We start from the raw sequence: 22,221 nt of genomic DNA, 5'->3' as shown, positions 1-22,221 counted from the left end.
CGGTGGCGTGTGGCGGGCGGGAGAGTGGTCAGTTGGCGGGGTCGCGCTGGATCGGGCAGCTCATGCAGCGCGGTCCGCCGCGGCCGCGGCCGAGTTCGGCGCCGGCGACGGTGACGATCTCGATGCCCTGCTTGCGCAGGTAGGTGTTGGTGGTGACGTTGCGCTCGTAGCCGACGACCACGCCGGGGGCCAGGGCGAGGAAGTTGCTGCCGTCGTCCCACTGCTCGCGCTCGGCGGCCCGCACGTCCTGGGTGGCGGACAGGAACCGGACCTTGTCCAGGTCCAGGGCACCGGCCAGGGAGCCGGCGAGGTCGGCGTCGGGGGTGACCTCGAAGCCGGTGGGCCGCTCCGTGCTCGGGGTGAGTGTCCAGGAGCGGAGCGAGTCGGCGAGCCCCGGGTAGACGGCGAAGGCGTCCTTGTCGATCATCGTCATGACCGTGTCGAGGTGCATGAACGCGCGGCTGCGTGGCAGCTGGACGGCGATCAGGCGGTGCGCGGTGCCGGTGGCGAACAGGCGCTGGGCGAGTGCCTCGACGGCCTGCGGGGTGGTGCGCTCGCCCATGCCGACCATGGCGACGCCGGGAGCCAGGGAGTGGACGTCACCACCCTCCAGCGTGGTACCGGGGACTGCGGTGGTGCCGTCGATCAGCGGGGCCGCAGCGTCGGCGAACAACGGGTGGAAGCGGTAGATCGCGGCGCTGTGCAGGGTCTCCCGCCGGCGGGCGGGCTTGGCCATCGGGTTGACGGTGCAGTGGTCGCCGATCCAGCAGGAGTTGTCGCGCGGGAAGAGGTGGTTGGGCAGCGGCGGCAGGGCGAAGTCCTGTTCGCCGAGGTTGTTCCAGACCAGGCTGTGCGGGTTCGTGATCCGCAGGTCGTCCTTGAGGACGCCGCCGATGAGGTACTCGGCCAGGGTCTGCCCGTCGAGGTCCGCGCACAGGGCGCGGACCGGGTCGACCAGGGCCGGGCCGACGGTGCCGTCGGCGATGACCTGGTCCAGGAGCCAGCTGCGGGCCTCGGGGAGGTCGAGGGTCCGGGCGAGGAGTTCGGCGTAGTAGTGGACGCGGACCCCGTGGTCGCGCAGGACCTGGGCGAAGGCGTCGTGCTCCTCGCGGGCCCGTTCGGCCCACAGGATGTCGTCGAACAGCAGCTCGTCCACGTTGCCCGGGGTGAGCCGGGACAGTTCCAGGCCGGGGCGGTGCAGGACGACCTGGCGCAGGCGGCCGGTCTCGGAGTCGACACGGAGGACGGGAGAGGTGGGCATGGCTGGCTCCTGGGCGGTGCGGTCGGGGGCAGGACGGGTGCGGGGTGTCAGTGCTGGCGGTGCAGGCCGGCTGCGGCTGCGCGGAGCAGGATGGCGGGCAGGTGGATCGGGCGGGTGGTCCGGGCCGCGTGCGCGGGGTGGGCCTGGGTGGGTGTCTCCGCGACGGCGGGAACCGGGGCGGTGGCGCCGGGGGTGTTGGTGGCGGCGGCCGTGGTCAGCGCGGGGGCGGCGGTCTCGGGCAGGGCGCTCTCGCCGTACTCGCCGCGTGAACGCTTGAGCCAGATGTAGACCGGGACACCGAGCAGGATCACGAACAGGCCGTAGTAGACGGTCTGGTAGCCGCTGCCCTGGATGGACCAGTAGGAGAACGCCAGCGCGAGCGCGCTGATCGTCACGTCACGGACGAAGCGCCCGCGGGTGAGGATCGCCTGGCCCTTGACCACCAGCCAGTACAGCTGGGCGGCGGCGGAGAACAGGTACGGGACGACCGCGGTCAGGACGCTGAGCAGAACGATCTCGGTGAAGACCTTGGTGAAGTGGGTGTAGCTGATGACGGTGATCAGTGAGGCCAGGGCGGTGGCGGAGATGATGCCGAACGCGGGTACCTGGTTGCGGCCGACGGTCCTGGTGAAGGCGCGGGGGAAGAGTCCGTCGCGGGCGGCGGCCATGGGCATCTCGGCGCAGATCATGGTCCAGCCGTTGAGTGCGCCCAGTCCGGAGATGATCGCGGCGATGGCGACGGCGTCGCCGGCCCAGCTGCCGCCGACGATGTTGTTGACGGCGTCGGTGAACGGTGCGGTGGAGCTGCCGAGCGCACTGTGGGAGACGGTGCCGAAGACCGCGAGGGTGCCCAGGATGTAGATGACGGCGCAGGCGAGGGTGCCGTAGACGGTGGCACGGGCGACGTTGCGCTTGGGGTTGCGGACCCGGCCTGCGGCGACCGAGGCGGTCTCCAGTCCGATGTAGCTGAACAGCGCGATGGCCGAGGCTGCGGAGATCGCGCCGACGGCGGAGGTGTGGCTGGCGTTGAAGGTGCCGAAGTTGCCGCCCTTCATGAACAGCAGGCCGACGCTGGCCATGAACACCAGGGGGATGAACTTCAGGACGGTGGTGACGACTTGGAAGGCGCCGATGTTGCGGATCCCGGTGAGGTTGATCGCGGCGGGTATCCACAGTCCGACCAGGGCGATGGCGATGGAGCCCCAGGTGTGGTGGCCCTTGTCGATGAACACCTCGACGTAGCCGACCCAGGCCACGGCGATGGCCGCGTTCCCGGCCCAGGCCGTGATCCAGTAGGACCAGGCGGTCAGGAACCCGGCGAACTCGCCGAACGCCTCCTTGGCATAGACGTAGGGGCCGCCGCTGCCGGCCACCCGTTTGGACAGCGACCCGAAGGTCATCGCCAGCGCCAGCGCCCCAACGGTGACGACCACGAATGCGACCAGCGCGATCGGGCCGTAGGGGGCGAGCGCGGAGGGGAGGGCGAACACTCCGGTGCCGATGACGCTGCCGATGACCAGTGCGGTCGCGGCGGGCAGGCCGAACGTCGAGCGGCGCTCCGCCGTGCTGTCCGCCACGGTGGCGGGCTCCGCAGCGGGGAGGGGGGTGTCGTGCTCTGATCCGGACATGGAAGGACTCCTGGGCAGCGGGGGGAAGGGAGCAGGCCGCGCCGGGTGCGGCCCGCTGAGACAAGATCCTGGGCTGCGGGCAGCACTGCGGCACAGGGACCACGGGGCCCTCGCCTGTGCCACCAGTCCCCCTGGTGAGGGCCCGAAGGTCCTGGTGCCTCCACGGCAGCGGGAACTCGGACCTACCGGGTGACCTGCGGTCCCCGCCCCTGGGCCGACCGTCCCTGCCCACGCGTCCGCTGCGGCGAGGCGAAGCAGCGTGCCGCGGCCAGCCCCTTCGTGCGGGGCTGCCCGCGGCACGTTGCCGCTGATCCGGTTCAGCTGACGTTGAGGTCGGTCCCGGTGATGCCGGCCGCGTTGTCCGGAACAGTGATCGTCTCGGCGCCCTGCGGCCGGACCGCCCTCCGGGCCTTGCGGCTACCGGCCAGCGCCACGCCGGCACCGAGCAGGGTGACCGCGCCGGTGCCGGTGAACGCCACGCCCAGGCCGATGACCAGGTAGGTGACCTCCCACGCCTGGTAGGCCGACAGCAGGCTGCCGCGCAGCGACTCGCCCATGAAGGCGGTCTGCCGCTCGCCGCCCAGCGTGGCCAGCGTCGCGGCCGGAGTGGACTTGTCAGCCGTGGCGGCCAGGTACTTCGCGGACACCTGGCTGTACGTCAGCCCGCCGGTGGCTTCCTTGATGTGGGTCTCGATCATGGTCGAGAACGCCTTGGCCTGCGAACCGGTGGTGACCTGCTGCCCGGCGTAGCCGGCCTCGGCGGCCGGAAGCCCGGACTTGGCGTTGCCGGGGAAGGTGATCTGCTGGGCGGTCAGCTGCTGCGTGACCTGGGACTGTCCGGAGAACCCGACCCCGATCATGATCGGTCCGGCGACGAGTACGGACAGCCCGGTGATCGCGATGAGCCAGCGGACGACGGTACGAGCGGTGATCAGCATGACGGAGTCCCTCCCGGGGGGGGCGTGGCTAAGAGGTGCGGGATTGGTGCGGTCCCTCAAAGGTCGCGCCCCGCCGCCACCGCCGGCACGGGCCGACCGGGCCTGCCGCCACCCGCCGACAGTCCTCCCGGGAGAGAGCGGACTCGGGCCCCTTGGTCACCTCTCCCCCGCGAGCCCGCCTCAAGGCTCCGGCAGTTGATGACGCCAGATCAATAAGTGGCCAGTGGCCTCACGTTCAGTCGCCCACGAGCGCCGCCGGTCTCCAGGACTCGGACCGGGCGCCGCGCCGCGCCGAACCACGTCAGCGGGGCCGCCTCGGACGACGCCGTACGGAAGCACCGCGCCGGCGCATCCCGGTGGACCGGAACGGTGGCGGACCCTACTGCGCGTCGAGCTGGTCGAAGCGGGCCACCGCCTGGGTGTAGGCGGCGGGAGAGACGCCGGTGGGTCCGGAGAACGGGTGCTGGAGGCTGAAGACCAGGAAGATCCCGAAGCCCAGGACCGCCCCCAGCAGCACCATCATCACCAGGTGGCGCGGACCGGCGTTGATCCCGACCAGGGCCGGGAACAGAAGTACCAGCAGTCCGGTCGCCACCAGTGCGTACTCCAGCTGCGGCAGGACGGTCCAGCGGACGTCGCTGATCCGCTGGCTGCGCAACTCGTAGACGTCCTCCATGGCCTTGGCCGTGTTCGACACCGCCAGCGCCCGGGCCGGAGTCGGCGACCCGGCGCCGTTCGTCAGTCGCTCCAGCGTGCCGCTGGCCTGATCCAGTGTCAGCCAGGCGGTGGCGCTGGACTGGTGGCGTCCCATCATCGGCCACTCGTCGTCGACGACCAGGGCGACGTACTTCCGCAGCGAGCTCCGGACCTGTGTCCGGTCGCTCTCGGCGAGTCCGCCGGCTGCCGCGTAGACAGTGGTCAGTGCGCGCGCCTCGCCGTAGCTGTGGTCACGGGCGGTGCCGTGCTCCTGCCAGGAGCTCGCCACCAGGAAGCCCAGGCACAGCACGAACATCGACAGCGTGGTGCTGCCCACGAAGCTGAGCCCCGGAGCAGCCTTGCTCGCCTCCCGCGAACTCGGTGTCCGCGACAGGCCCCAGGTGAGCGCGAAGGCGCAGCCGGCACCGATCAGTGCGCAGAGGACGCTGGCGACGATCACGGCTGCTCCTCAGGTCGGGGACGGTCGTCAGTGCCACCGCCGAGGCCGGGACGCCTGCCGGGAGCGCCGGCGACGACTGCCAACAGCGCCGGGAGCAGGACCAGCAGCATGGTGGTGACCACCCAGTCGTCCGTGTCGTCGGGCGCGTCGGTGTCCTGCTGCCAGGGCGGAACGGCCGCGTGGACGACGGTCCCGGCTTTGGCCCCGGCTCCGGGCGCGGTCCGTGGCCCGGTGGGCCGGGGCTGGGACGGCGGCTGGGACGGCGGCTGGGACGAGGAGTGGGACGCGGGTGCGGGGTGGGACGCGGGTGCGGGGTGGGACACCTGCTGGGACAGCATCCGGGCAGGGGCACGGCCGGCGGCCCCGGGAGCTCGTTCCGCTGCCGGGACCGGGACCGGGACCGGAATCGGGAGACCCGGCTGGGACGATTGCCCGGCCGGGGGTGGGCCCACCGGGCCGGGGCCAGGGCCGATTCCCGTCCCGGGGCCGGGGCCGGGCCTGCGGGGGCGGGGAGGGCGCGGGTGCGGGGCGTGCGGGTGGCGCGGTGGGGCCGGTGCTGCCGGCGGCGGGGCTGCGACCGTGTAGCCGCCGGTGGCCTCGGCCGCCAGGTCGACCGGCGGGAGCGGGCGTCCGTCCTCGGCGACCGCGCCGTCCTCGGCCGCGCCGAGTGCCCGCGCGGTCCCCAGGTGGACGCCCGGTCGCGCGGGGACGACGGCGGTGCAGTCCAGGGTCGCCCCGGCGGCCAGCCGGTCCGGCAGCCCGCTCCCGCCGCCGCAGTCCAGCCGGCCGCCGGCCAGCAGCGGATCGGTCAGCCGCAGTTGCTGGACGGACACGCTTCCCGGGGCGGCGAGCCGGTAGCGCAGCAGCTCCGGCCGCACCGGGCCGGGGAGCGAGCGCAGGGCGGTGTCCGGGCCGACCTCCCGACGCAGGGTCAGCCCGCTGGCTCGGCCCAGGTATCCGGCCTCGGCCGACGTGATCGGATCCGAGTACTCGCCCGGGGCACGCGCCGAGGCCTCGACCCGGACCAGCCGGAGCCCGGCGGCGGCACCGGCGTTCAGTACGGCCGTGCAGGTCTCGTCGACCAGGCCGGGCAGCCGGTCGCCGTGCGGGCAGGTGATCGCGCCGCCCGGCGCCTGCGGATCGACGAGTCGCAGCCCGTGCAGCGGGTACTCGGCGAGGTTGTGCAGCCGGTAGCTGCGGACCAGCCGCTCGCCCGGCCGGACCGGCACCCCCGGCCGGCCGACCGTGTTGGTCGCCACGCTCAGCACCAGCGCGTAGCGGTCCTCGCCACCGCGCGTCAGCCCCGTCGCCGGGGCGCAGAGCGCCGGCGTCAGGGCTGCGGCGGCCAACGCCAGCAATGCTGCGGTCCTGCTGCGCCGAAAGCGTTCCCTGTCCACATTGCTGAGCATCGGCCAGTAGTGAACTGCCGCTTTCCAGGACACGCCAACCGGTGTGACGATCACACGAATGGTTGCAGCGGGTCGGCCTCAGCGCGGGTGGACCTCCAGGAAGGTGCGGACCCCGGACTCCAGTGCTCCCTCGATCCAGGCCGGCTTGAGGCTGGTGTGCTCGCCGGCGAAGTGGACCCGTCCCTCCACGGTGCGGCTCGCCGCGTGCAGCTCGTGCAGCTGGCCGGGGGTGAACACGACTGCCTCGCCCAGCGCGTAGCGGGCCCGCGCCCAGGACTGGGTCGCCCCGACACCGGTGAACTCGCGGCGGACCACCGGACCGAACATCCGCTCCAGGTCGTCCAGGGCGAAGGCGTAGCGCTCGCCGTCGGTCAGCGAGTCCCAGCGCTCCGCGTCGTCCGACCAGGTGTAGGCGGCCAGTACCACGCCGCCGGCCGAGCCGGCCGGCGAGTGGGAGGGGAAGTAGGTGAAGCGGCTGGGGCTGTCGGACACGCTGCCGCCCCCGGTGAAGCCGGTCGGGCCCTGCTCCCAGAAGCGGGTCCGGAACTCCAGCAGCACCTTGGTCGCCGAGTCGTAGTGCAGCTCGGTGACGGCCCGGCGCTTGGGGTAGGACATCAGCGGTTCGACGCTGCAGAAGCGCAGCGCGCTGAAGGGGATGGCGACGATGGCGTAGTCGCCGGTGAACGACTCGGACGGGGCGGTCGGCGCACCGTCGCAGGAAGCCTCGTCGCCGCTCTCGGCGGTGGTGTCGACCCGGACTCCGGTGGCGGTCTGCACCAGTCGGGTCATCCGTCGTCCCATCCGGATGTCGTTGCGCAGCGGAGCGGACAGGGCGTCGGTCAGCGAAGCGGTGCCGCCGTCCAGTTCCCAGTAGCGGCCGGTCGGGGTGATCGCGGCCCGGTCCATCAGGGTCGGGATCAGCGAGTAGTGCAGCCGCGAGGTGAGGTTCTCCAGGGTGCCAGCGGCCTGGATCTCGGGGAGCGACCAGCCTGCCTCCTCGACCAGGAAGCGGTGGGTGGAGTAGCCGTCGAACTTCTCCAGGATCTCGCGCCAGGCGTTGATCTGCTGCTGGATGGGGCCAGGGGCGACGGTGACCTTCTGCAGGGCCTTGTCCACGGCCGCCGCCATGGTGGTGGTGACGGCGGCCCCGAAGCTGGAGTTCACCTTCGTCGGCGCCGCCGCGTAGCCGGCCTGGCTGGTCTCCTGGCCGTTGACCAGGATCCGGGTGCGGTTGGTCGCTGCCGGGGCCTTGAAACCGCCGTGGTCCGGGCCGTTGGTCCACACCGTGCCGGTGAACGAGGTGTAGACGACCGGCGGCACGGCCCCGGTGGGCTCCGCGCCGGGGGCGACGTCGGCGTTGTAGAACAACCGCCGCTTGACCCCCAGTTTGTCGGCCAACGCCAGGACCAGGGGGTGGAAGTCCGGCAGTCGCATCGCCCCGGCCTCGGCATACAGCGCCTTGTCGGAGAACACGCCCCGGAAGGTCTTCACCCGGCCGCCGACCCGGCTGCCGTTGGCCTCGATGACGACGACCTGGTGTCCGGCCGCCTTGAGCAGGGTCGCGGCGGTCAGCCCGGCCACCCCGGCGCCGATCACCAGGACCTTCTTGGACCTGGCCCGCGGCGGCAGCTGACCGTCGATCAGGATACGCAGGTAGTCGAGCTTGAGGTCCTCCCCGTGGTCGCCGACCAGCAGCAGCTTGCGGGCCAGATCGAGCGAGGCGGCCGGGTCCGCGCCGCCGGGGAATTCGGCAGGGGCAAACCCGGGCTCGGTGCGGGGGGCGGGCGCGAGAGCGCCGGGCGCGGTGAAGGCGGTGGCACCGGCCAGAGCGGTGACGGCGGCGGCCGTCCCCAGCAGGGACCGGCGGTCGACGACGGGCGTGTGCCGCCCGGAGGGGTCGGCGGCATCAGCCTGGTCGGTGAGCTGGTGGGACATCAGTTCTCCCAGGGATCGGAGGTCGATGTCACCAAGCTCCAACCTACCGCCCCGCAGCCGGGAGTGCCGCGCCGCCCGTTCATCCGGCGGAGTGACCGGCCCGTCTGCATGCGGCGGATTCCCACGATCGGCGGATGTGCCCGGCGGACCCGACCCGGCCGATGCCCGACGGTTCCGGTCCACCCCGGCCGGGGGCCGGACCCGCGTGCGGAACTGGCGCTCATCGGTGACTTCACACTGCCGTTCCCCGACAGAGCTCAGGGCACCGTAGTCGATCACGTGTTCGCCACCGCGTCCGAAACATCGAAACGATGTCGTCCAAGCCCACCGACGGTGTCCTGACCCGTCGCCGCACCGCTTGACCTGCGATAACGTCGCGAACTGTGATGCTGCTTTCTTCAGGACTTCACAAAAACAAGGTTTGCCGGAAACGGGGGCGGACGAGTCCATGACCTGCGAGTCGAAGTCGATTTGCAGGTCGATCAGCATCCCGTGCCGGATCGCCTCCGCGAGCGCCTGCTCACTGGGCAGCCTGCACCCGACCGGGCGGTGCCGGTCCATCGGCGCGGCCGAGGCTGGCAGGCGGCCGTAAACCCCCGACGCAGCGCGCCGCGGCTCAGCGCCAGCGCTCTCGGAGTTCGTCACGCACGCCGCCCCGATCCGCCTCCGGCAAATCCCGTCGAACGTGTCTGCTCGCGCTCCCGCCGGGGGCACACTGGTCACCAAGCGGACTCGAACCGGGGGGCACATGTCGGCCATGGACGCGCAACTCGACCGCGCGATCGACTACTTCTGCTGCTCCCCCCGCACAGCTGTGTACGGACCCTACGAGTCGCCCGAGGGCCCGGGCATCCCACCGCGCGGCGAGGCGCTGATCCCCGGCTGCCTCTACCGCTACCGCGTGGTTGACTCCAACCGGCTGCCAGTCGACATCCAGGTGTACTCGGGGGTTTCCGAACTGGGCGGCGTGTTGTGGGAGCAGGAGGTCCGGGTCCTGCTCCGGGTCGGTATGTCGGGCCGTCCGGGCCTGGCGGAAGTCCTCGGAGGCGGCTTCCAGGACGAGCAACAGGTGACCCATGCCATCGGCGCCAATGAACTCCTCGGGGTCGCGGTCGCGGTGACCCGGGGATCGAACCTGACCATGTCCGACGAGTCCGCAGTCCCCTACATGTACGAACGGCCGATCGAGGCGCTGCGCCAGTTCGTGATCCTGGCCGAGGCGCTCGCCGCCCTGCACGACCTCGGCGTGTGCCACCGCAACCTTTGGCCGGGGAGCATCGACGCCACAACCTCGGATCCGCCGGAACTGTGGATCGCGCGCTTCGAGATGAGCGCGCTGATGGCCAACCTGTTCCAGAACTCGGTCATGGACCGGCAGCAGGAGGGGAGCGGGTTGCGCGGTCTCTACCTGTCCCAGCCGGAGCGGTCGGTGCAGTTCTGCCCGCCCGAGCGGCTGGCCTTCCTCTATCCGGGCAGCGGCCCCGTACCCCTGCTCGAGGACGAGTACGCTGACGTCTTCAGTCTGGCCGCCATTGTCTGGGAATGGTTCTGCGGCCCGGTTCCGGGGGGCCTCTCGATTCCGACGGGCACCGGACCGGCGGAGATCGCCGACCGCCTGGCACAGTTGAACGCCCACCGTCTGGCGCGACTGGCCCCCAGCTCTCGCGACATCCCGGAGCCGCTGGCCGAACTGCTCCGCACCATGCTCGACTGGAGCGTCCCAAGGTCACGGCCCAGTGCAGCGGAGGTCGTGGAAACACTGAGCCGGCTCTACGAGCGGATCCTGGCGTTCTGGGAGCCGCACGAGACCGACAAGCCCTATCTCATCGGCTACATGCCGGAGGAGTCCAAACGCACCGTCTACGCCTGGGGGTGGCTGGAGCACTCCCCCGACACCGACCCCGGCCGGCGGGAGCTGGGCGAGCTGATCAAAGACGACCTCCGCCGCGCCGTCCTGCTGCACTCCCCGCACGGCGCTGCCCCGTTCGTCGGGGGTGACTCCCGGGACATCACCCAACGGCGCGAGGCCCGGCACCTCCTGCTCGGCGCGAACGCGGCCTGGTTCTGCACCAACTACCGTCCATCCGCCGGGTTCGGCCAACTGGGCAAGGCCATGGACAATGTGCTGCTGATCAAGTACGTGGTCCGGCGGGACTTGCCTGCGGTGCGCACCAAACTGGCCCCGTTGGCCAGTACCCTGTTCCGCCGGGAGATGCCCGAACTCCTGGCCGTTCCGACCGACATGGACGCGGTGCGGTTCGCCGCCACCGCAGTCGGCCACCCGTCCTGGAAGCCGCTCACCGACGCGGTGCGGCCGACTCGGAACTCCTCGGAGCAGGAACTGGTGTACGAAGAGGCGATCGACTGGCTGCTGGAGTATCAGGGCATGGAGCTGCTGGCCAGGACCTACGCCTTCGAGAACAGCGGGGACAGCCAAGGCGGCCTGACCGTGCAGCTCGACCCCGACCGGGACGAGCAGTGGGTTCGGCAGTCCTCATTGCTGGCCAAGTACCGTGACAGCGGGCTCCGCTCCCCGCTAGGGGATTTCTTCGGATCCCTCGACAGCCCGGACGGGTTGCTACCGGAGGTGGAGGTACTGGCGGACGACCGCGGCAGGCCCTCCCGCGCAGGACCGGGGGTGCGCGCGCTGGTCAAGCGCAAGGCAGGAGCGGACCGGGTCGACCTGGAACTCGTCCACCGGTGGGACCGGCTGCCGACGTTCGGCTGGATCCGCCCCCTGGACGACAGGGGGTCTCGATCGGCCCTGCAACACCAGCTGGACGAACGCTGGGAGCTGCTGGGGAACCGTCCGCTGCTGAGCCAGCTGCGCAGCCCGAGGTCGATCAGGATGCTGCCGCACCGGTGGGCCAGGGCCGGCGAGCACCTGAGCGGCAAGGACGGCAAGCGCGCCGTCCGGGAAATCCTCACCCAGGAGCCCTTCTTCGCCGTGCAGGGGCCTCCGGGCACCGGGAAGACGACGGTGACCGCCGAAGCGGTGGCACGCTACCTCACGGTGTATCCCGGGAACCGGGTACTGCTCTCAGCCCAGTCCAACTTCGCCTTGGACAACCTGGCCCAACGGGTGATGCAGCGGCTGGGTGCGATCGACGAGGACGGCAGCCCGACCGACCGCTGGGACGGGGTGGCCCTGCGAGTCGTCTCCCGAACCGCTATGGTCGACGAGGCGATCAAGCCCTGGATGGGCGGTCGCCTCGCGGAACGCCGCGCCGAGTGGATCCGGGCCGCCGCGAGACCCGCAGCCCACCAGCTCGGCGAACACACGACTGCGGCCCTGGAGCAGTGGCGGCACGCACTGGACGACGGCACGGGCGACAGCATCCTGCCGGAGCTGGGCGACCGCCTGCGTCGGGCGGCGAACCTGGTCTTTGCCACATGTGCGATGGCAACCTCAGCCAATGTCACCCCCATGGGACTGCGCAGCACCGTGGACTGGGTGGTGGTTGAGGAAGCCGCCAAGGCATGGCCGACGGAGCTGGCCGTACCCCTGTGCCGGGGCACCCGCTGGACGCTGATCGGCGACCACAAGCAGCTTCCCGCCCACCGTCGGAACGACATCATCCGCTTCCTGGACAGTTGTGCCGACGATCCGGACGAGGATATTCGGCACTTGGCCGAGCGCCGCGACGACTACGTCCGCGCCTTCGACCTGTTCCGTTCCCTCTTCGACGACGAAGCGGACAGGTCCAAGACGACGGCGGGGCCTGCCGTCCTCAAGGCCAACCTCGAACGACCGCTGCTGACCCTGGGCACCCAGTACCGTATGCGGGTTCCCATCAAGGAAGTGGTCAGCCGGGTTTTCTACCCGGTGCGCAGCGGCCGGATCCAGGACGACGGTCTCCCCCTCGGCATCCTCCACGGCGGAGAGGAGGTCCCGGTCTCCCCGTTGACCACGCCGCGCTGGCTCGCCGGGCAGTCGCTCGTCTGGATCGACACGGGCGACTCTCCCGACTGCGCGGACGAGCCCCAGTGGTCCAACGAGGGCGAGGCACGGATCGTCCGCTCCGTCGTCGACCTGCTCGCCCCGCGCCCGGTGCCGCCCGGTGCTGCCTCCGGCGGCCCGAGCCTTGCCGTGCTGAGCCCCTACCGCAAGCAGAACCAGCTCCTGGCGCACAGGGGCCTGGGACCGTACCTGTCGACGGTCCACGCCTTCCAGGGCCGGGAGGCGGACATCGTGGTGGTCTCGCTGGTGCGGGACCGGGTCAGGGCGGATACACGCAGCCGCCCCTGGGCGAGCCTCGGACATCTTGGAAGCCCGGATCTGATCAATGTGATGTTCTCCAGGGCACGCCAACTCCTGGTCATAGTCGGCAACTTCGACCACTTCTCCAGGTTCGGACCGACGCCGGAACCGGTGGTGGCCTGGGACGGCGACTCCGAACTCACCGCACCGGAATCCGACGCGGCCGACCGGACACGGTCCCGCTCCGCCCCGTGGCCGGGGCCCCGGCCACGGGGCGGCACGCCCCCGGTGACTCTGCTGCGCAATTCGCTGCATGAGCATGATGGTTGAGGGGATGATCGCTTCTGCGGCCACTGTCCTGTCGTGGGGTCGCAGGGGGTGGTGCGATGTCGTTGCAGGTTAGGGGCTTGCCGGAGATTCCGGCGGATACGGTCCGGGTGGCACGGTCGGCGTTTCCGCAGGGGTCGCTGGCGATGAGCGTGCGGGACAGGCTTGGTGAGGTCTTCGCGGACGAGCCGTTCGCGGGTGCGTTCGGGGTCCGGGGTGCCCCGGGGCTGTCGCCGGCCTTGTTGTCGCTGGTCACGGTGTTGCAGTTCGCCGAGGACCTGACGGATCGGCAGGCGGCGGCGATGGCGGTTCGCGCGATCGACTGGAAGTACGCGATGGGGATGGAGCTGGGCGCGACCGGCTTCGATGACAGTGTGCTGGCCCGGTTCCGGGCGCGGCTGGTCGAGCACGGGATGGAGCGTGTGGTCTTCGACCGGCTGCTGGACTGGTGCCGCGGGCAGGGCCTGGTCGGGGCCGGGGGCAAGCAGCGCACGGACTCCACGCACGTGATCAGCGCGGTGCGTGACCTGAACCGCCTCGAGCTGGCTGGGGAATCGGTGCGCGCGGCGCTGGAAGCGCTGGCGGTGGTCGCTCCGGCCTGGCTGGCCCAGGCAGTGAACGTGCCCGAGCTCGCGCTGCGCTACGGCGAGCGGGTGAACGGTTGGAAGATACCTTCCTCCCAGGTCAAGCGGGAACGGCTGGCCACGGTGTTCGGGCAGGACGCCGTCGCCCTGCTGCGGGCGGTGTGGGCACCGACAGCCCCTCCGGTGCTGCGGACCCTGGAGCCCGTTGCGCTGCTGCGGCGGATCACGGTGCAAACGTACCTGGTTGCCACCGACACCCGGGGACGGGAGGTGATCCGCAAGCGGGAGGCCGACAGTGACGGCGTCCCGCCCGGCCATACGCGCCTCGCCTCTCCGTACGACCCGGACGCGCGCTGGGCGGCGAAAGGCGGGGACCTGTTCTGGTGCGGATACAAGATCCATCTGACAGAGAGCTGCGATGCTCCTCCCGAAGCCGAAGCCGAAGCCGAAGCCGAAGCCGAAGCCGGTGGTGAGCCGTCGCCCGGGCGTCTGCCGGTGCGGCTGATCACGGATGTGTACACCACCGACGCGACCGTGCCGGACGTGAACGCCACCGCGCCGGTCCAGGAGAACCTGGCGACGCGGGGCCTGGCACCGGGCGAGCACTACCTTGACGCCGGATACCCTTCCGCCGCGCTGGTCCGGGCCGCCTCCGAGCAGGGCATCACCATGGTCACCCCGCTCCGGCCCGACACCTCGCCCCAGGCCAGGGCCGACACCGGCTACGCCAAGGACGCCTTCCGCATCGACTGGAAGGCCCGCCAGGTCCGCTGCCCCGAAGGCAGGACAAGCAGCGGCTGGTACCCGGTCCGGCAGCACGGCCACGACGCGATCGTCGTCGACTTCGCCCGCAGCGACTGCCGGCCCTGCCCCGCACGCGAGCAGTGCACCGCCTCGCGACGCGGCACCCGCATGCTCACGCTCCAGCCCCGCGAGCTCCACCAGGCACTGACCGCCGCCCGCACCGAGCAGAAGACCGATACCTGGCAAGCCAAGTACGCCCTGCGCGCCGGGATCGAGGGCACCATCAACCAGGCCCTGGACGTCACCGGAATCCGCCGGGCCCGTTACCGCGGCCTGCCCAAGGTCCGTCTCCAGCACGCCTTCTCCGCCGCCGCACTCAACGTCATCCGCCTCGACGCCCACTGGAGCACCGAAGGAACCCCACCTGCACTGTCACGCGCCAGCAGACTCACCCACCTCAGCTACCGACTCACCGCATAACCGAATAGCGCAGCAGAGTCCCCGGTGGAGACAAAGCCCCGGACGGCCGACTCCGACCCGGTCGACGGCCGGTTCTGGAGCCAGGTATGCCGCGCGGTCGAGCTGAACGGCACTCTACTGTCGGCCGCCGACCTCCTTCCCGGGGATGGGACATGATCTTGGCCCAGGGCACCCCGGTGACCGTCCACATCCCCTGCGACAGCTTCTCGGTGCAGGTCAGGGTCGGCTACGGCGAGGTCCTGTCACCGATCGAGCAGGCCGCCCTGCGGGTGATCGACGCCATGGAGATGGACCGGGTCGGCCATCCAGGGGTCACCTCGGCGGACGACTTGGCCGAGCTGCTCGGCCTGGGCCGCCGAGTCACCCTAGATCTGCTGCACGACGTCTGGCGGAAGGGCTACGCCCGAATCGACTTCGGCAGCGGCGGGGTGGTCGTCACCGAGGAGGTCCATCGCCGCATCGCGGAGGACACCCTGCACCTGCTGCCCGGTGCAGAGATGTCCGACGCCCGTGGCGAGCTGATGATCGACCGGCTCACCGGCCTCGTCATGCCGCGCCGCGGCCGCCGAGCACCCGCCGATCCACAGCTGGCGATGAGTCCCGAATGCGATGCCACGGACCCGCAGCGGGCGCCCCGGGCAGACCTGGTGAGCGCCCTGGAAAGTGACCTCAGGCGACGCCAGACCGACTCCGGCCGTAGCTTCGACGACACTGGCGAGGGTACCGACGGCGGGCCTCCGGCACCCTCAGGACGCGACGCCGGGCGTCCGCCCCGGGTGCTGTCCTTCCGTTTGACGGCCCGCGAGTTCCAACCGCCGGCCCAGCGCTGGTGGATTCCGCTCGACCTGCTCACCCACGAGGACCCGAACACCGGCCTTGTGCAGATCACCGTCGTCGACCGGGACTACCCCACCGACCGGCACCAGCTGGCCGGTGAGCGGCTGACCCAGCTGGTCGCGGACTTCCCCGCCGGACGCTTCGCCCGCAACCTGAGGTCGACCGCCGCCAGCCGGGCCGTCGACCCGCCGCCGCTGGACGCCCTGCTCCGCAGGCTGGCTGCCCACGCCGAGGGTGCAGTCGGAATCCCCGCAGGTCAGCGCACCAACCGACACCTGGAACTCTGCGACGAGGCACGGGCGGTGTCCGCGGCCCTGGACAGCCGGATTGCGGCCGAGATCCAGGTCAGGACGGTCCCGGCGGAGGACCACCTGACCCACGCCGTCGACCTGGTGCGGCAGGCGAAGCGACAGGTGGTGCTCGCCTGCCCCAGCATTCTCGACAGCGTCTGGAACAAACTGGAACCGGAGCTGGGACGGGCGCTGGAACGGCGGGTCCAGGTCGTGCTGCTGTGGGGCGACAAGCCGGGATCCGGCCTGTCGAAGCCGCTCTCCATCGCCCTGAGCACCCTGGCTCGGCAGCACGGGCAGAGTCTGCTGCTCTACCCGGCCGCGTCCGCCCGGCTGGGAGCCAGTGTCGTGGTGTCGGACGACCGTGCCGCCCTGGTCAGCAACCGAGCCGTCCTGGGGCACACCAGCGCTCACGGGCTCGGAGTGCTGCTGGGCAATCCCGGGGCCGACTCCGGGAGCGGCAGCGCGACGGTACGGCGAGTGCTCGACTGGGCGGCCTCCACAGTGCCCGAGGGCAGGATGAGCAGGCGACTGTGCACCTCCGAGGCAGACTTCGGGCACCCTCCGGCCACTGCCCAGGCCCAGGACCTCATGCTCCCCGAAGCTCCCCCCGACGACGAGAATGCGCCCCTCGCCGCCCTGCGCGCCTGGGGGGACGCCTGGCGGGCCCGCGTCGCGGGACTCACCGCCTCGTCCACCGCCAGGGAACTCCCCTCGGTGCGCTGCGTCGAAGGGAGTGCACACCTCGATCTGCTCTGGCGTGCCCTGCGGTCGGCCCAGCACCGGCTGGTGATCGCCACGGACCGGTCCGGACTCGACGCCGTGGACGAGCGGTTCCGCAGCCTGCTGCAGTCCCGCCTCAGCAACGGCGTGCAGATCACGCTCGCCTTCGACCAGCCGGACCCGGCCGCCGCCGATCCCCGCAAGCGGTTCGAGTCCCTGCGCGAACTCGCCCGCGACCATCCGGGGCAGCTGCACTTCGGGCCGGCTTCGGGGCGGGTCCTGGTCTGCGACGACGTCGTGGTCCTCGGCAGCTTCGACTTCCTGACCGACGGCAGTAGGGGGGCGGCCTTCGGACGGCACCGACGCCGAGCCGAACTGGGCGTCGAACTCATCGGGGAGCGGATCGCCGCGGAGGTCGCCGCCGCTGTCGGCGAGCCTGCGGAGGTGCGCGTCCACGCGCCGGTCTCCTCAGCCGTCCACGTCGCTCCCCATGCCGACCCGGTCGTCGTCAACATCCGCCAGCGGATGGTCAACCGCTACCTCCCCGGCGCGGCGGGCGCCGAGATCATCCGCACCGAGCTGCTCCTCGCACCCGACCCCTGGGCCGTCCTGGAGGACCTCGCGGACACCGCAGAACCGGCGATCGTAGCCGCAACGGCGGCCCGCTGTCTCCTGGACCACTGCGGCGGCTGCCCTCCCACCCGCATCGAGCGCTGGCAGCGGCGCCTGGTGCAACTGTGCTGGGAGCAGGGCGACTTCTTCGGTGCCGCGGCGCTCCGCCGCTCCGTGGCCGACCCCGACCTCAGCCCGAGGGCAGCCCTCGCAGCCGTCGGTGCGGCCCTGCATTCCCCGGGGATCGGCTCCGTGCTGTTCGAGGTCATTGCCGACACGGACCCCGTGCCGGACGAACAGGCCGCGCTGCTGGTGGTGGCTGCCGCCGAGCTGCTCCGTTCGGGGGATGGCTCGGCGGCCGACGTGGTGGCCGACCTGACGGCTCGGCTGGGCCACCCGTGGAGTTCCCTGGGCCGGGCGGTGCACCGCTGCTGGGAGGAGCTCTATTGCCAGCCCGCTGCCCCGGCGGTCAGGAGCGCCCTCGCCGTGGACCGGCGCCGTGAGGACGACGACGCCAGATGGCGACGCCTGGAGTACGCGCTGCTCATGGGCGCCCAGCTTCCGGTCGACATCGGAGTCGCGGTGCGCATGCACCGCAACCTCTTCGGCCCCGGCGGAGTGTTCACCCGGCTCCAGTCGGCGGCGGAGCACCGCGACACTGCCGCGCTGGACCGGCTGTTGGCCGTGGAGCTGCCGATCGGCCACAAGGACTCCAGGGCGCAGGTCGGTGTGCTGATCGACGAGACCTGGCGCGCCTACGCCCAGCCGCGAGCGGAACTGCTCACCGGCAGGCCGAGGGACAAGTACCAGAGCCGCCTGGCCGAGGTCCTGGACGCGGCCAGGGAGGCGGCCGCCGACCCGGTGGAGGCAGACCGGGCGGCGCACGGATTCGAGCAGGCGGGCGACGTGGCGGCAGTGCGCGCACTCGCCCGGACGCTGACCCCCCTGCGCGGCGTCCTGGGCGAGGCCGTCAACGCCCTGGCGGCAGCCGAGCGGCGCCTCGCCCGGACCGCTCTCGGCGACTTCGACGACGTGATCACGTTGGGCGGCCGAGGCAGCGCCGATGACTGAACCCGGAACCCTGCCGCCGTCGGGGGTGCACGCGGAGCTGACGGACCGGGTCCTCGCCGAGGCGCTGCCAAGTTGGCCAGACCGCTGGTCGTACCCGGGGCTGGTCTCACGGCTGGCCGCTGGACAGCCGGTCACCGCAGAGCAGCTCGCGGAACTGGTGCTGGAGGGACTGGCCCGGCCGAGGACCGTCCTCGAAGCGGTGGAGCACCTGCTCCGTGAGGAGGACTTCCGGGCAGTGCAGTTGGTCGCCGACGAGGCGGGTCTGCCCACGGCGCAGCTCCGGCAGGTCCTCGACCGGCTGGAGGCCGCCCGCCGGAGTACCGGCGAAGCCCTGACCAGGTCGCTCCACCTGCTGCGGCGCCGGGCCCACGAACTCGACGTCCAGAGCTGGCCGGAGCGTGAGTCGGGCTATTCCGACATGGAGTTGGCCACCCTCGCGGCCGAGGACACCGAAACCCTCCGCGACCTCCTGCGTGGCTGGGAGAAGGAGGCCGCCGACGAGGAGACGGCGCGCCGGGCCGAACTGCTCGAGCGCCTGGCCCAGCAGGGCGAGGTCTCGGAATCGGTGCGCGACACCGTCCGCGAGTGCCTGGACGCAGGGGAGTTCCGGGTCGCCGAAGGGCTGCTGGGCGCCGAACCGCTGACCGTGCCGCCAGAAGCCGGTCCCCGGGGGTGGCCCAGGAACGGCCGCCCCTGGAGCTGGAGCCGCTACCCCCTGGACGAGGTGCTCGGGTGGTATCGAGAAGCTTCGACGGTCGGATCCTCCGCCCCGGGGCTGGACGGCTGGAGGCCGTCGGCCGACGATGCGGCGGGCTGGGAGCTCATCGACGCGCTGTCCGAGCTGAGCAGGCTCTCGGAGCCGGGAGTCGCACCCGCCCTCTCCACCGCCCGGCGCCTGGTGCACGCCCTGCACCGGTGCATCGGCAGCGCCGAGGCCGCAGCCGAGGCCAGGCCGGAGGGCCAGGGCGTGGTCAGCCGCCTGTACTGGCCCGGCGACCACCGGCTGCCGCCGCTGGGACTGCTGGAGCGCACCGGGGTTGCCCTGTGGATCGCCCCCTCGACCGTGCCGCCGCCGGACACCGAGCTGCCCCGCCCGATCGTGTGGCTGGTTCCCGAGTCGGTGGCCTCAGGACCCGTTCCCGCCGGCTGTGCCCTCCTCACCGGCACCGACCTGCTCCGACTCGCCGCGCCCGGACCGTCCGTCGAGACCTCCGAGGCCGCCCCGGCGCGGCAGATCGCACTGCTTCGGATGCTGGGCCCGCAGCTCGGCCTGCGCGGGCTGCTGGACGGTGAGTCGGGCGGGGGACGCGGCGTGGAACTGCCCAGTGGGCGCAAGCCGGCGCTGCTGCTGTCCTGGCTCCTCGACCTGCTCGGCTTCCGGACGGGCAACGCCACACTGGAGGCGCTGCTCTACGAGACCGGAGGCCACCGGCGGGTGCTGCGCGAACTGCTGGAGGTGCTGTGCGCCCGCCCGGGCGGCACGGTGGCCCCGGTCGAACTGCGTCTGACGGTGCTCGACCGTTTCCGGCAGGACCTCGACTGGCGGCGGCACACCTTCAAACGGCTGATGGAGCAACTGGCGGAGGACGAGGAAGCGGTGGCCCTGCTGTTCACCGTGGTCTGGCTGTACGCCGCGGGCGACCGGACCAACAACAACCTGGTCGTGCTGACCGGCGATGCCGAGTCCCTTGCGAACGGTGGCGGGCTGCCGACGTCACTGGACTTCGAGGGCGCAGCCGAACGGCTGGTCGCCGCACACCTCCTGGCCCGGAGCGGTGAGGAGTACGCGCTGCCCGCCAACGGTCTGCGAGACCTCCTCTCCGACGGCAGCGACACGCCACCGGAGGCCCGTGTGGCCGATGCCCTGAACACGCTGCGAGAGAGGTCGGCGGCAACGGACGCGCAGGCCATCGTCGCGATCAGCATGACCATCTCCGAGATGATCGACCACTACAACGGCAATCTGACCAGGGACATCCAGAGCGCCCTGGAGATCATGCTCACCTCCAACGACGAGGAGCAGCGCCGGCGCCAGTTCGAGGAGGTGACCCGGCTCCAGCAACAGCAACAGCCGCTGACCGAGCTCCAGGAGCAGGCGTTCCGACCGCCGGAGCCGCAGGAACTGCGCACCTTGCTGACGGGTCTGGCGAACAAGGAGGTAATCCACTCGCGTGGACGGGACCACACCACCATCGACTGCCCGGAGCGGCTGCGGGTCCGAGCGAACCGGTGGCTGCTCCAGCACCTGCTCTGGATCCTGCTGGACAACGCCCGCCGCGCGATCGACCAGACCGGGGCGGCTCATGGCTTCATCGAGATCAGAGCGGCGGAGGAGACCACTCCGGACGGCCGGCGGTGGTGCAGGATCGAGATCGAGGACTCCGGCTGCGGGCTCGCCGAGGGGGTGGCGGCCCGGCTCAACGCAGGTGAACGGCTGAGCACCCGGGGCAGTGGCGGCCAGGGCCTGGCCTACGCGAGGGCACTGATCCGCGAGTACCGGGGGACGCTCCAGGTCCTGGACCAACCGACGGAGCTAGGAGGTGCCCTGGTCCGCATCAGGATGCCGCTGGTACCAGCCCCAGGGTCATAGCGGCGGGCGGGGGCCGGGGCGATCGGTCCAGCGTCGGCAGAAGGCGTCCACCAGGCGGACAGCCTCGTTCAGCCGCCCCTGCTCTACCGCCTCCTTTGCCCGTCGGTGCTCCCCGGTCCAGGGCTGGGCCACCGGCCGGCCGCCGGGGCGCTGCCGCTTCGCCGCCTGCACCTCCAAGTTGTAGGCGGCGTAATTCAGCCATGCCTCCAGGCGGCAGAGCTGGTGCCGGGGCTCCTCTCCGACCAACTGCTCCGCCAGGTCGCCCAGATGGCTGGTGAGGTGTTCGTCGTCCCTGCCCTTCGAGAGCAGCCGCACCAGCCGGTAGCGGGGGAGGAAGACGCTGCCCTGGCGGTCGTCCAGATCCGGCGGCGGAAAGACGGAGACGAGTGCCGTGGGTATCTCGGTACCCCTGCACAGGTCGTTGATGATGGCGACCCCCTCATGGCCGGGCCCCTCTCCGGACTTGCTGAGATGGAGGTCCACCAGTGCGCCGTCCACTCCCTTGAGCCCACCCGCTTCCACGAACGGAGCCCACTCGGTCCAGGCCGTCAGGACGACGAACTCGTAGCCGGTGCCGAGCAGGTGGACGATCCTGTCGGAACTGGTGTCGTCCACGATGAGCAGTCGCTTCCGCTTCGGCAGCAGAGCCGCGGGCAGCAGCGGGGCCAGGGCGGGGTCGTCGGGGAAGTGTGCGGCGAGCCTCATCGCCGGTGCCGGACGGCGCCGCTCAGGAAGTGCGGCGAGCCGTCGGACCAGTTCGTTCCGGGCGCTCAGCAACGGTGCCCAGAGTCCTGCGGGCACGGAGTCCCGGTACAGGGCGAGCGGATCACCGCGCCAGAGCGCGGCCAGGCGGCCCAGAGCGTCGGGCGGGGCATCGGCGGGGAGTTCCTCCATGGCCGAGACGAAGTCCCGGGCGTCGACGGAGACGGTGGAGGGGGCGAGCAGATAGCAGCCGCCGTTGAGCTCGACAGGAACGAACTCGGCCGCCAGCCGGGCCTTTCGGCGGTGGAGGGTCTCCGAGGTCACCTTGAGCAGGGAGCAGATCTGGTGGGTCGGTACCGGACCGACGGCAAGCGCCAGCACCAGCAGCAGTTCTGTCAGTGCAGGAGCCGGAGTCCCGTCGAGGGGCACGCCCTCTTTCGTGATCCGGAGCGGGCCCAGGATCTGGACCCGGCAAGGAGTGGAGCTGTCGCCTCGCATATCCGTCTGCGCCGCCATCCATCCATGCTAGGGAATATGAGCTACCGTCAGATATGTTTCGAGGAAGTCGAATACGGGTCCGAATCGCAGGGCTGACACCATCCTGACAGCCTGCGGACACGGTGTGCGCAACCCGCCGGTCTGTCAGGCCCGCAGCCCGTACCGCTGTCGGCGCGCTCTCCCAGATGATTCGGTCACGGCCCCGTGGCGGGGTCGCTCCATCGCAAGGGAAGCA

Annotated in this window: 11 protein-coding genes; 4 read left to right on the top strand and 7 right to left on the bottom strand. The window is 71.4% G+C overall.

Going from position 1 to position 22,221, the window contains the following annotated elements; genetic code table 11:
- Positions 1–28 precede the first annotated feature (28 nt).
- The 6 genes from BS75_RS40320 to BS75_RS40295 form a co-directional block, all read right to left on the bottom strand.
- On the bottom strand, positions 29–1,261 hold the full coding sequence (locus BS75_RS40320) for an arginine deiminase (RefSeq protein WP_034091755.1): 1,233 nt from the start codon (positions 1,259–1,261) through the stop codon (positions 29–31).
- Between the two features lie 47 nt (positions 1,262–1,308).
- Positions 1,309–2,889 carry an amino acid permease gene (locus tag BS75_RS40315; protein ID WP_081983080.1) on the bottom strand — a complete coding sequence of 527 codons (1,581 nt, stop codon included), beginning with the start codon at positions 2,887–2,889 and terminating at the stop codon, positions 1,309–1,311.
- A 317-nt stretch (positions 2,890–3,206) separates the two neighbouring features.
- On the bottom strand, positions 3,207–3,827 hold the full coding sequence (locus BS75_RS40310; protein WP_052070361.1) for a hypothetical protein: 621 nt from the start codon (positions 3,825–3,827) through the stop codon (positions 3,207–3,209).
- 379 nt (positions 3,828–4,206) lie between these two features.
- The gene (locus tag BS75_RS40305) at positions 4,207–4,983 is read right to left on the bottom strand and encodes a bestrophin-like domain (RefSeq protein ID WP_052070359.1); all 777 of its coding nucleotides are present in this window, start codon (positions 4,981–4,983) and stop codon (positions 4,207–4,209) included.
- Positions 4,980–6,425, bottom strand: a complete 1,446-nt coding sequence (locus tag BS75_RS40300) for a hypothetical protein (protein WP_152645853.1) — start codon at positions 6,423–6,425, stop codon at positions 4,980–4,982. Before BS75_RS40300 ends, BS75_RS40305 begins: the two co-directional genes overlap by 4 nt.
- 45 nt (positions 6,426–6,470) lie before the next feature.
- Complete coding sequence (locus tag BS75_RS40295; RefSeq protein ID WP_042438004.1) at positions 6,471–8,327, bottom strand: flavin monoamine oxidase family protein; 1,857 nt, start codon at positions 8,325–8,327, stop codon at positions 6,471–6,473.
- Positions 8,328–9,084: 757 nt separating this feature from the next.
- Between BS75_RS40295 and BS75_RS40290 the strand changes: the two genes are divergently transcribed.
- The 4 genes from BS75_RS40290 to BS75_RS40275 all read left to right on the top strand — a co-directional run bounded on the left by BS75_RS40290 (position 9,085) and on the right by BS75_RS40275 (position 20,786).
- Positions 9,085–12,858, top strand: a complete 3,774-nt coding sequence (locus BS75_RS40290; RefSeq protein ID WP_156164335.1) for an AAA domain-containing protein — start codon at positions 9,085–9,087, stop codon at positions 12,856–12,858.
- Positions 12,859–12,914: 56 nt separating this feature from the next.
- Entirely contained in the window at positions 12,915–14,663 is a 1,749-nt protein-coding gene (locus BS75_RS40285; RefSeq protein WP_034091752.1) for an IS1182 family transposase, read from the top strand.
- 152 nt (positions 14,664–14,815) lie between these two features.
- Positions 14,816–18,196, top strand: a complete 3,381-nt coding sequence (locus tag BS75_RS40280) for a phospholipase D-like domain-containing protein (RefSeq protein WP_034091751.1) — start codon at positions 14,816–14,818, stop codon at positions 18,194–18,196.
- Positions 18,189–20,786 (top strand): ATP-binding protein, encoded by a 2,598-nt coding sequence (locus tag BS75_RS40275; RefSeq protein ID WP_152646053.1) that lies wholly within the window; start codon positions 18,189–18,191, stop codon positions 20,784–20,786. Before BS75_RS40280 ends, BS75_RS40275 begins: the two co-directional genes overlap by 8 nt.
- Here the strand turns inward: BS75_RS40275 and BS75_RS40270 are convergent.
- Entirely contained in the window at positions 20,781–22,004 is a 1,224-nt protein-coding gene (locus tag BS75_RS40270) for a hypothetical protein (RefSeq protein WP_152646052.1), read from the bottom strand. The genes BS75_RS40275 and BS75_RS40270 overlap by 6 nt on opposite strands.
- Between the last annotated feature and the right edge of the window lie 217 nt (positions 22,005–22,221).

The organism is Streptacidiphilus albus JL83, assembly GCF_000744705.1.
GTDB classification, from domain to species: Bacteria; Actinomycetota; Actinomycetes; order Streptomycetales; family Streptomycetaceae; genus Streptacidiphilus; species Streptacidiphilus albus.
Note: the sequence above shows the minus strand (reverse complement) of the source record. Positions and strands in the feature narration are given on the sequence as shown.

What these genes read in the sequence shown, in the direction of transcription:
- BS75_RS40320 (WP_034091755.1), bottom strand. Translation starts at nt 1,261, where the DNA reads ATGCCCACCTCTCCCGTCCTCCGTGTCGACTCCGAGACCGGCCGCCTG.
- BS75_RS40295 (WP_042438004.1), bottom strand. Translation starts at nt 8,327, where the DNA reads ATGTCCCACCAGCTCACCGACCAGGCTGATGCCGCCGACCCCTCCGGG.
- BS75_RS40270 (WP_152646052.1), bottom strand. Translation starts at nt 22,004, where the DNA reads ATGGCGGCGCAGACGGATATGCGAGGCGACAGCTCCACTCCTTGCCGG.
- BS75_RS40285 (WP_034091752.1), top strand. Translation starts at nt 12,915, where the DNA reads ATGTCGTTGCAGGTTAGGGGCTTGCCGGAGATTCCGGCGGATACGGTC.
- BS75_RS40280 (WP_034091751.1), top strand. Translation starts at nt 14,816, where the DNA reads ATGATCTTGGCCCAGGGCACCCCGGTGACCGTCCACATCCCCTGCGAC.
- BS75_RS40310 (WP_052070361.1), bottom strand. Translation starts at nt 3,827, where the DNA reads ATGCTGATCACCGCTCGTACCGTCGTCCGCTGGCTCATCGCGATCACC.
- BS75_RS40315 (WP_081983080.1), bottom strand. Translation starts at nt 2,889, where the DNA reads ATGTCCGGATCAGAGCACGACACCCCCCTCCCCGCTGCGGAGCCCGCC.
- BS75_RS40290 (WP_156164335.1), top strand. Translation starts at nt 9,085, where the DNA reads ATGGACGCGCAACTCGACCGCGCGATCGACTACTTCTGCTGCTCCCCC.
- BS75_RS40275 (WP_152646053.1), top strand. Translation starts at nt 18,189, where the DNA reads ATGACTGAACCCGGAACCCTGCCGCCGTCGGGGGTGCACGCGGAGCTG.